This is a genomic window from Flavobacterium sp. A45, assembly GCF_002001005.1.
Lineage (GTDB): Bacteria > Bacteroidota > Bacteroidia > Flavobacteriales > Flavobacteriaceae > Flavobacterium.
In genome coordinates, this window is the sequence record NZ_MUNX01000097.1 from 1 (window position 1) to 10,295 (window position 10,295).

9 protein-coding genes are annotated in these 10,295 nt (G+C 33.1%); 4 read left to right on the forward strand and 5 right to left on the reverse strand.

All coding sequences use genetic code 11. The features are described from left to right. Positions 1–21: 21 nt before the first annotated feature. The 3 genes from B0E44_RS12140 to B0E44_RS12150 all read left to right on the forward strand — a co-directional run bounded on the left by B0E44_RS12140 (position 22) and on the right by B0E44_RS12150 (position 4,196). The gene (locus B0E44_RS12140; protein ID WP_077375366.1) at positions 22–849 is read left to right on the forward strand and encodes a Two component regulator three Y domain protein; all 828 of its coding nucleotides are present in this window, start codon (positions 22–24) and stop codon (positions 847–849) included. 433 nt (positions 850–1,282) lie between these two features. Next, positions 1,283–2,200, forward strand: a complete 918-nt coding sequence (locus tag B0E44_RS12145; protein ID WP_077375369.1) for a family 2A encapsulin nanocompartment shell protein — start codon at positions 1,283–1,285, stop codon at positions 2,198–2,200. After that, positions 2,187–4,196 (forward strand): family 2A encapsulin nanocompartment cargo protein cysteine desulfurase, encoded by a 2,010-nt coding sequence (locus B0E44_RS12150; RefSeq protein ID WP_077375372.1) that lies wholly within the window; start codon positions 2,187–2,189, stop codon positions 4,194–4,196. Before B0E44_RS12145 ends, B0E44_RS12150 begins: the two co-directional genes overlap by 14 nt. Before the next feature lie 57 nt (positions 4,197–4,253). On the opposite strand, the gene B0E44_RS12155 is transcribed toward B0E44_RS12150, so the two are convergent. From B0E44_RS12155 to B0E44_RS18825, 3 genes are all read right to left on the reverse strand, one after another. Beyond that, positions 4,254–5,423 carry an acyltransferase family protein gene (locus tag B0E44_RS12155; protein WP_077375375.1) on the reverse strand — a complete coding sequence of 390 codons (1,170 nt, stop codon included), beginning with the start codon at positions 5,421–5,423 and terminating at the stop codon, positions 4,254–4,256. 134 nt (positions 5,424–5,557) lie between these two features. After that, the gene (locus tag B0E44_RS12160; RefSeq protein WP_077375378.1) at positions 5,558–6,436 is read right to left on the reverse strand and encodes a LytTR family DNA-binding domain-containing protein; all 879 of its coding nucleotides are present in this window, start codon (positions 6,434–6,436) and stop codon (positions 5,558–5,560) included. A 134-nt stretch (positions 6,437–6,570) separates the two neighbouring features. Continuing rightward, positions 6,571–6,903 carry a hypothetical protein gene (locus tag B0E44_RS18825; RefSeq protein ID WP_165688797.1) on the reverse strand — a complete coding sequence of 111 codons (333 nt, stop codon included), beginning with the start codon at positions 6,901–6,903 and terminating at the stop codon, positions 6,571–6,573. A 364-nt stretch (positions 6,904–7,267) separates the two neighbouring features. Here B0E44_RS18825 and B0E44_RS12165 point away from each other — a divergent pair, with 364 nt between their 5' ends. After that, positions 7,268–7,570: a hypothetical protein gene (locus tag B0E44_RS12165; protein ID WP_077375381.1), complete on the forward strand. Its 303-nt coding sequence runs from the start codon at positions 7,268–7,270 to the stop codon at positions 7,568–7,570. Positions 7,571–7,791: 221 nt separating this feature from the next. Here B0E44_RS12165 and B0E44_RS12170 read toward each other — a convergent pair whose 3' ends face one another. After that, entirely contained in the window at positions 7,792–8,490 is a 699-nt protein-coding gene (locus B0E44_RS12170; protein WP_077375384.1) for a pseudouridine synthase, read from the reverse strand. Between the two features lie 235 nt (positions 8,491–8,725). After that, positions 8,726–10,295, reverse strand: a 1,570-nt coding sequence (locus B0E44_RS12175; RefSeq protein ID WP_217341308.1) for a hypothetical protein, incomplete at its 5' end; no start/stop codon positions are given.

The window sequence follows — 10,295 nt, forward strand, 5'->3', positions numbered from 1 at the left end:
TACGAATATTAAGTAAAGCAAATGAGTAATAAAATTACACTTATTTTTACCGTACTATTTTCACTTTCCCTTTTTGCTAATGTTTCACAGGCAGAAAAGGATGTCCTTATAAAATTAAACCAAGCTACCAATGGTGCTAAATGGATTAATAAATGGGATCTTTCTATGCCAATGAACAAATGGTACGGAGTAAAAGTCGTTGACGATAAGGTAATTTCTATAAACTTAAACAATAATAATTTGACAGGTCGTATTCCTGTTGAGATTACTACATTGTTGAATTTGCAAGAACTTAATTTAGGTACCAATTTATTGAATGGTGAAATTCCGCTCAATATTGGAATCATGAAAAATCTACAGATTCTAGATTTATCGTTTAATAAATTAACCGGTTTTATTCCGGTTTCAATTTGCACTTTGCCAAATTTGAAGGTATTGATGTTGGATCGAAATATTTTATCGGGTGAATTGCCTCCACAAATCGGAAAACTTTCGATGTTAGAGAATTTGTCATTGTATGAAAATTCTTTTCAAGGACAATTGCCGGTGTCTTTTTATGAGTTAAAAGCTTTAAAATCAGTATCTTTATATTCAAATAGATTTACAGGAAAATTAAGTCCTGCAATTGGTAATCTAACATTGTTAGAAAATTTAAACCTTTTTGACAATGATTTTAAAGGGCAAGTCCCATTAGAATTAGAGAAATTAACCCATTTAAAAAAAATGAATATATCCTATAATTTGTTCTCGGGACTAGTTTCCAACAGATTATCATTATTGGATAAATTGAATATGACCATGCGGAATGAAGTAGGAAACGTAGTTTCGTTACCCGTTATTAAAGGGTAAAACTTTATTGCAAGGATTGAAGAGATTGAAAGTTGTTTGTTTTAATACATTTAGTTAGAATACCCTGTAACCTCATACATTACAGGGTTTTTCGTTTTTGTATATTTTCTAATTAATAATTTGCCTTCCTTATTTTACCACAAAATTTAAATTTCGTTTTTTATTTAATCTATTGATGTTGCGGTAGTTATATAATTATGTTAAATTAGTGGAAAAATTAATATGTTTTGCAAACACTTCATTGTAAACTGTTTATTTTTTGAGGAGTTATACTTTTTTTATTTTTTGTTTAATGGAGCTCCTGTTTGAAATTGGTTCTTTCTTTTTTGATTTGGTTTGAAATTGCTTGACATGATTATTTACATGTTGTGTTTTTTTGAATCAACCTTGTCCGTGATTTAGTAATATTAGATATAACTTAATAAATAGAACAATGGCAGAATTAAAAAAACAGCAAACTGCGTTAGGAGACGCAGCCGCAAGACAGTTAGCAATTGCAACCCGTTCGGTTCCTCAAATGGGAACAATAACTCCAAGATGGCTTACGCACCTTTTGCACTGGGTTCCGGTGGAAGCAGGGGTGTACCGTTTGAATAAAGTAAAAGACGCTACCCATATTGAAGTGGATTGTTCTGCAAGAGATGAACGCTCGCTTCCCAATACTTTTGTGGATTATATCGATAATCCCAAGGAGTATAATTTGGCAGCGGTTCAAACAATTGTTGAAGTTCATACCCGTGTTTCGGATTTATACAGTAAACCATACAATCAAATTACAGAGCAATTGCGCTTGGCTATCGAAACTATTAAGGAAAGACAAGAAAGTGAATTAATCAATAATAAAGATTATGGTTTATTGAGCAATGTGGTTCCTTCTCAAATTATAAAAACTAGAACAGGAGCACCAACGCCAGATGATTTGGATGAATTGCTGACCAAAGTCTGGAAAGAACCCGGTTTCTTCTTGCTGCATCCGTTGGCTATAGCGGCATTTGGCCGTGAATGTACCCGTCGCGGAGTTCCGCCTCCAACAACTTCCATGTTTGGTTCCCAGTTCCTAACTTGGAGAGGGATTCCGCTTATTCCTTCGGATAAATTACCAATTAAAAACGGAAAATCTAAAATCATATTGATGCGTACAGGCGAAAGTCGTCAAGGCGTAATTGGGCTTATTCTGCCTGGATTGCAAGGAGAACAATCTCCTGGATTATCCGTTCGTTTTATGGGTATCAATGAAAAAGCGATTGCTTCCTATTTGGTATCGTTGTATTGTTCATTGGTAGTTACTGTTGATGATGCAATTGCCGTACTGGAAGATGTGCAAATAGACAAGTACCATGAATACAAATAGTAACAATATCGGATTGCCGAATATTGAGGATTTGCAGCATTTAGCCAATGAGTTGTTCAGTGCCTTGCCCAACGAATTTCCAAAAGAGATTTCCTTGAGTCCAGATCACAATGAACATCCCCGTGGGACTAAAATAGCCGAAACAATCCTCTCAGCAGGTAATTTGGGTAAGGTAGAAACCATATTTCCGGTAAGTAGTCATGATACTTTGATGGGGCAATCGGGTTATGCACCGCCAGTAATTCCGAATCAGGCAGGAAGTCCTTTGGGTTTTTCTCAATCTCCTCCTTCGATGGGTGGTTTTGGAGGATCTCCATCGGTTGCTTCTTATGCAAATTTAGGGTCTTTGGGCACACCTCCTAATTCTTTTTCGAATATTCCCAATCCAAATTTTTTGGAACAGGATTTAAATAGTGTTGATACTTCAAAATATGCTCTCGGAAACGGTGAGGTTCCGTTTGCAATAGGTACAGGCAATAACGTGAATATGGAAAATCCGCAGACCGATTTCGTCGATTTGAATTTGCAGAATAACAAAAAAGAGCCTTCCTATTTGCCTTATGAATATGAAGGAGCTTCTTTTGAGGCTGAATTAAAAAAAGCATTGGATTTGGTAAACACTAGTTTTGGGATTCCTTTGGAAAAAGGCTCAGTTGGATTGGAACTAAAGAGCAGTTATTATTTTTTGGATCAAAACCCGTTTGCTTTTGATTCCAGAAAACCTGCAATTTCATCTGTTGTGCCTATTCAACCACAATCCAGAAGCGGATGGGTTGGGTCTAATTTTGATGCCAATTTGATCAAGAAAGATTTTCCGATTTTGAGCGAGACAGTAAATGGGAAACCATTAATCTGGTTCGATAATGCGGCGACTACCCAGAAACCAAAGACAGTTATCGATCGTGTTGCTTATTTTTATGAACATGAAAATTCCAATATACATCGGGCTGCGCATGAGTTGGCAGCAAGAGCTTCTGATGCTTATGAAGCAGCCCGCGAAAAAGTGAGGGTGTTTCTGAATGCAGGTTCTGTAAACGAAATTGTATTTGTTCGAGGAGCAACCGAAGGAGTCAATTTGGTGGCCGAAAGTTGGGGGAACCATAAACTGGTAGCAGGTGACGAGATAATTATCAGTCATTTAGAACATCACGCCAATATTGTGCCTTGGAAGCGTTTGGCAGATAAAAAAGGACTTGTTTTGCGAGTAATTCCTGTGGACGATGACGGACAAATTTTGCTTGATGAATATGCCAAATTATTGAACTCTAAAACTAAGTTGGTTGCGTTTACTCAAGTATCCAATGCATTGGGGACTGTTACGCCTGCTAAACAAATGGTTGAAATGGCACATACCGTCGGAGCCAAAGTGCTTTTGGACGGGGCACAGTCTGTTTCTCACATGAAGGTGGATGTTCGCTATCTCAATGCCGATTGGCTTGTTTTCTCTGGACATAAATTGTTTGGGCCAACAGGAATTGGCGTTGTGTATGGAAAAGAAGATTTACTGAACGAAATGGAACCCTATCAATCGGGAGGGAATATGATACAAGATGTGACTTTTGAGGAAATCAAATATCATAAAGCGCCCAATCGTTTTGAAGCAGGTACCGGAAATATAGCAGATGCGATAGGACTTGGCGCCGCCATTGACTACATTTCGAAAATTGGGATTGAAGCAATTGGTCAGTATGAACATTATTTGTTGGAATATGCAACGCATTTGCTCAAACAGATTCCGGGAGTACGATTGATAGGCACTGCAGCAAATAAAGCGAGCGTGCTTTCTTTTACTTTGGAAGGGTTTACTAATGATGAGGTTGGAAAAGCATTGAATAGGGAAGGCATTGCGGTGCGTACAGGACATCATTGCGCGCAGCCTATTTTGAGGAGAATGGGAGTGGAAACCACCGTTCGCCCCTCATTGGCCTTTTACAATACCTGTCAGGATGTAGATGTGTTTATTGAAACACTGTGGCGATTAAAAACGAGTAAATAAATAGCAAAAACCTCAGGATTGTCCTGAGGTTTTTTGTTTGATTTTGTTGTTTTCTCTTTATAAGACAGAACTGGAGGATTGATGAAGAAACTCAGGTTCGGATATTTTTTTTGTATTGTGTAAACCGAAAAGCGGTCGAATCAGGTACCATCGTCTAATTAAGAATTCATAAATTACCCACGACAGTAAAAATGTTCCGATGGACATGATCGAAAATTTCAAGAAAGAATTCCACTGTAAATTCATTAGATAGTATCCCAAAATTACCGTTATCGTTTGGTGAAGTATGTAAAAGGGATATACCGCCTCATTACAGTATACTAATGTTTTGCTGGGTTTGTTGAGGTATTTTGAAGCATAGCCAAAGAGTGTTAGAATCCATGACCAAAATGAAAAGACTTTGATTAAAGCTTCTGTGAAATGTCTGACATAACTATCCTCAAAAGCTGTGATGATGCACATTAGTAATGTAAAACCAATAATCCCACATTTTAAATAAGTCTTTCTATTTGTCTCGACCGTTTTCCAGAATGTTTCTTTTACGGAGATTAACAAAAATCCAAAAAAGAATAAAGTGATGCTATTGATGATGACAAACCAATCGCCAACCAAAGCATGGGTTTCTTCGAAAAAAGGCTCTATAAAAGCTTCGATGAAATACAGCGGGACTATAAACCAATATAGACCCCATTTGATGTTGCTTATTTTTGCGGTAGTTCTTAGTATGAAATTATTCGGGTTGTTTCTTAAAAATATAAAAACAGGAATAAGTACCAATGAAAACAACAGTAAGTAGGGTATAAACCATAAATGATGCCAACTTAAATTCCCAACGGGGTATGTACCAATAAAGGCATGCGAAGGCCAAAAGTCGAAATAACTACCTTCGATTATTCCTTTTGAAAATTTTTCAAGATACACTTGTGGAGGCACGATAACCAACATTCCAAAAATTAACGGGAGCAGTAATTTTTTGGTTCTTTCAAAAGCGAATTGAACTGCAGTTCTTTTCGAAAGGGCATAGGATGTCCCCATTCCGGAAATAACGAAAAGGATGGGCAATCGCCATTGGTTTAAAAATAACATGGGATATTTAATCCATTCATAGGTAATGTTATTTTTGATATGCCACTCCCAATCAGGAGCCACAAAAAACATTCCCACATGATAAAAAATGAGTAATCCAAATACTATTACTCGAAGCCAGTCTAAGTCATATCTACGCATAAGTTCTAAAGTTTTTGCAAATGTGTGAGCAAAAAAACAACACTGCAAATTCTTGTTCTGAATGACAAGATTATGTGACGAAAGGCATTGTTATGGGGTGGTTGGCAAGGGTTTGGGACAAACAACAAAGCTTTTTATCGCGATGCAGTTGCTGTTTCGAACGATTGAATAAAGTTTCTGGAAACGGGAACGGTATCTGAACTATCTTTTAATTGCACTTTATATCCCTGCGCATTTCCGGTAACTTTCTCGATGTAATTCAGGTTTAATAAAACCGATCGATGTGTTTTAATGATAAATGGAAAAGTACTCAACTGCATTTCCAGATTTTTGATAGGAATACGTTTGATGAGTTTTTGAACTTTATCGTCTTTTTTGAGGAATATTTCGGCGTAATTTCCTTCCGCTTTGGCGTAAATAAAACTATGGCTTTCGAAAACAAATTTTTCCGATTTCACTTCTGTTTCAATAGTGATAGTTGTGTTGTTTTGGATTTTTTTTACATCAGTTATGGAGGAAGAAATACGGTCTGCTTTTTGACTGTTTTTAAGTTGTTGTCTGTTTAAGTTGATTGAAATGATGATAGGAGCAAGGAAAATACCAGCGATAAATGTGTTGGAAATTTCCTCTATAAAATACCTCCAAGACCAATTCATGGGATTGTCATAAATCACATCACGGATCAGAAATTGTGTGATTCCTGTAAAAAGAAGCAGAAAGAAAACGAGGATACATTCATTTTTGATTTTCCAGTCGTCGGTCGCTTTTGGGAACAGTTTACAGATTAATGCAATGCACAGTAATACAAATATAGGGGAGAAGGAATGAATGCAACATATCCAAAAATAATGCATTTTCTGCTCTTGAGGATTTACGTCAAAAGGCTGGAGCATGTAGTTGAAAAAAAAAGAGATCAAAAAAAATACAGCTGTTATTTGAAGGAGTTTTTTGCCTTCATAATAAAAAGGATACGGCTGTTTCAAAAAGTTAAGAAGCAATTTTTTTTGATTCATTTTTTATTTGTCTTATGAGATGCTATAGCTGCGAACCTATTTAGATCTCTAATAAACTGTTTTTCGCTTGCTATAATTTAAATAAAGAGATTCTTAATGTTATTTATTCTATGAGATTTATTCTATGAGATTTATTATGAAAGTACATTAATTGCAAAAGGGATTAATATAGTTCCATATACAATGATTAGTGTGAATAAGAATGTTTTTACAAATCGTTTGCCATATGGTTGTTGTTTATTAATAAAAGAAGCAATCAATGCAGATAATATTGAACAAAGAAACGGTATTGAAAAAATGATTCCTAGCAAAGCATCGATGATTAGTTTTAAACTATTGGCTTCACTATAAGAACCATTCAAATTGTAAGCTCCAGTTTTTCTTGTTAGAAGAATTATACAAATTGAGTTTAATACCAGTAAAACGATGTAAATTATAAAGAGCTTCTTATTTGATATGATTTTCATTTTCATTTTGTTTTATCATTGTGAAATAACATTTTGATTATTAGTTCCCAAAATGGATTCACTTAATTAATTTTATGAATTTAGTAAACTGATGATTTTAGGCTAAAACAAATATATGTATAATCGTACTAACCGCAACAATTAATAAGCTGTCAAACGTAGTTTATCCACCGAATAATTTATGAAAATTTTACATACTTAATTTCATTCGTAATCATTTTATTAATTAGCTTTGTTATAAACTGATAATTTAACGGTCGTTATTATATCATTTTCTTATTTTTAAAAGCTTTAATAAAGAATTCAGCGAATATAGAGTTGAGACGACAAAATTTAATTTAACCACATTTTAATCTTAAATAATATGGTAGTACAGTATCAAGGAGAGCAAAACGGAATCCCGACAACATTCACTTTAAGAATCATCGGGAACAATCTATCGAAAAGTAGTTCGAATTACCAAATTGATTTATTGGTAGGCGATAAACAGTTGCCAACTTTTACGACATTAATTCACCAGAGTTTGTCTAATTGTTTAAAAGAAATTTACTTGTTCAGAAAACATAACGGTATCAAGTTTAATGCTTCTTCAGAGAAAGTAGCGCCTAAATTAGTTCCTTACGATTTGGTTTTATACAATGCTCACAAGCAAGGTTTGTTTGCATAAACAAATTTCTTAATTTCATAAAAAAAAGACTGTTCAAAATTTGAGCAGTCTTTTTTTGTGGGGTGAATTCTTGATTTTTGGGCATAAAAAAAGCTTCAGATTTCTCTGAAGCTTTTCTAGTAGCAGGAAGCATTGAAATAGCTAACCAGTTTTTTTAGATTATTATAGTATGTGCCTCTTAAATTTCAAAATAGAATAATAATTTACAGATTATTATTATTCTATTTATACTTACTCAAATCTAGATTAAGAATAGTACCTACTCTGCTAAACTCTTCATTAATCTTTGCATTCAGGATTAGTTGTTCATTTTTTATTGGATGATTAAAAATTAACTGATGGGCATGAAGCATCATTCCTTTCAGCTCATAATTCTCCAGCCATAATTTATTTTGTTTGTTACAGCCATGCGGACGGCTTCCTAAAATGGGATGAAAAATATGTTTGAAATGTTTTCGTAATTGATGCATGCGTCCAGTTTCAGGAATCGCTTCTACCAAACAATATCGTGATGTTGGTTTATTATTAAATTCTAACTCCACTTCGGCATTTTGCAAACGAAGAAAGTAGGTTATTGCATTTTGTGTAACGTCATCATCATTGGTTAAATCATAGTCAATCGTTAGTTCTTCGGGTGACCAACCACGTAAAATTGCTAAATATTTTTTTTCGACTTCGCGTGTGGCAAAACGATCATTCATAATTTTCAAAACTTCTTTATCCAACGCAAATAACAAGACGCCAGATGTTTTGCGATCTAACCGATGAATAGGATAAACGTGTTGCCCTCCTATTTGATTTCTCAATTCTTGAATAGCATAAACTTTTGCATCGCGTGCATAAAATGATTTGTGAACCAACAAACCACTGGGTTTATTAATTGCTATAATATATTCATCTTGGTAAAGAATTTCTAACATTTGGCAAAAATAGAAGACATTTAGATTAAAATCACTTTTATGACTTATTTATTTTTATACTTCTGTCTGCAGCTGGGGCGATCGACCCGCTAGTGAACGCAACAAGATGTTGACAAAGGGATTAAAACGAAAAAAGCTCCAGATTTCTCTGAAGCTTTTTAGTAGCAGGTAATCTTGAAAAACTAAATGAGTTTATACGGGATTTTTGTACGATTTTTAGTCTTTAATTTCTTTCTTATAAATTATATGTCCTTCTATCGAGTTTTTCGCCATTTACTTCTTTTTTCTTTCCCAAGATAAAACCATTTATCTCTTCAGAAAGTAATTTGTTCACTTCTTGTTTATTCATTTTTGAAATTTCGGAAAATTTCATAGATGAGCCAATTGAATTTATTGAGGTACCTAACCTTAATCCACTATTTTCAGATATTAAATATCTATCATGAATGGGTTTTTCGGAATTGGATCTAAAAGTCGTGAAAATAATTTCGCAATTTTCAATTTCATCTTTGGTAATTTTTTTCCATTCATTTATAACTTCTTCTTGTTCGAAGTATTTACAGCATAAAACTTTTAATTCAATATTTTTATCACATTTATGAATTGTATATAAAAATTCAACATCCTTAGGATTAAAATATGGATCGATAATATATAAAAACTCGTTAGATTCTTCTATTATCCAATTCTTGAAAATTTCAATTGCTTTATATCTTTCAGTACCCTTTATGATGATATTGTTATCTTCAAGTAAAATATTATCGTTAATGTTTATATACTTTGATTCTTTAATCCTTCCAATTGAATTTATGATTAAATCCGAATTAAAAATTGATTTAATATTAGCATTTAATATATTTAATGTTTTTTCCAACTCTTCCTTAGAGTAATTAGCAGAAGCAATATTTTTAAAATAATAATCATACATAATAATTGATTTATTCAGTGGTAATTTTGATGCAGTTATTAAAACACTTTTCAGATCAACTATTTTTTTTGCCTTAACTAAATTTGAATTAACATCTTTTAAATTATTAAGTAAGCTTTTAATATAATTTTCAACGTTTACATTATCATTTATTGTTTCAGTTTTTTGACTTAAAGTATTTACATCTTTCAAGTTTTCGTAATGAACTCGTATTAAATCGCTTATGGTTTTTCGCGAATCGTCAATTCCTCTAGAAACTAAATCTTTCGCTAAATTATCATCGAGTTTGTATATTGTGTCAATAATTCTGTTTTGACATTTAACCGAATTTGTCTTGTTTTCTAGATTAATGGATAAATCAAAAGCGGATGTGACTAAGTCTTTCCATCTTTTGTTATTCGGAAATTTAAACATTATCTCTGAAAGATCATTTACTCGATTAATAAATTCATAATTGTTAGTTATTATTTTAAAATCTTCAAAAATCTCATTAAATATTGATTCTTTTGAAAGACTTTGACTTTTAAAACTTGAAAATTCTTCGATTAAGGCAGATTTTACGAAAATTTTATCCGATATGTTTTTTATACTATCTATTTCAATTTTGATATCTGATAGGTCATATTTTTTGTAAAATTTTTGAAATCTTATTTTTGAAATAACTTTATAACCTTCATGAGAAATATTGCTTGGATCAGGTAATTTCGTTTTAATAATATTACTTATTTTGTCTGTAATTTCATTTAGCTGAAGTGTTGGTAATTTTAAATTCTTATGGTTTGACAGTCTTGATATTTTTTCGATAATATTATAAATATTTACATCAATAGTCATGTTTTCTAAAGAAATTAAACAATTAGAAATGTCTGTGAAATTG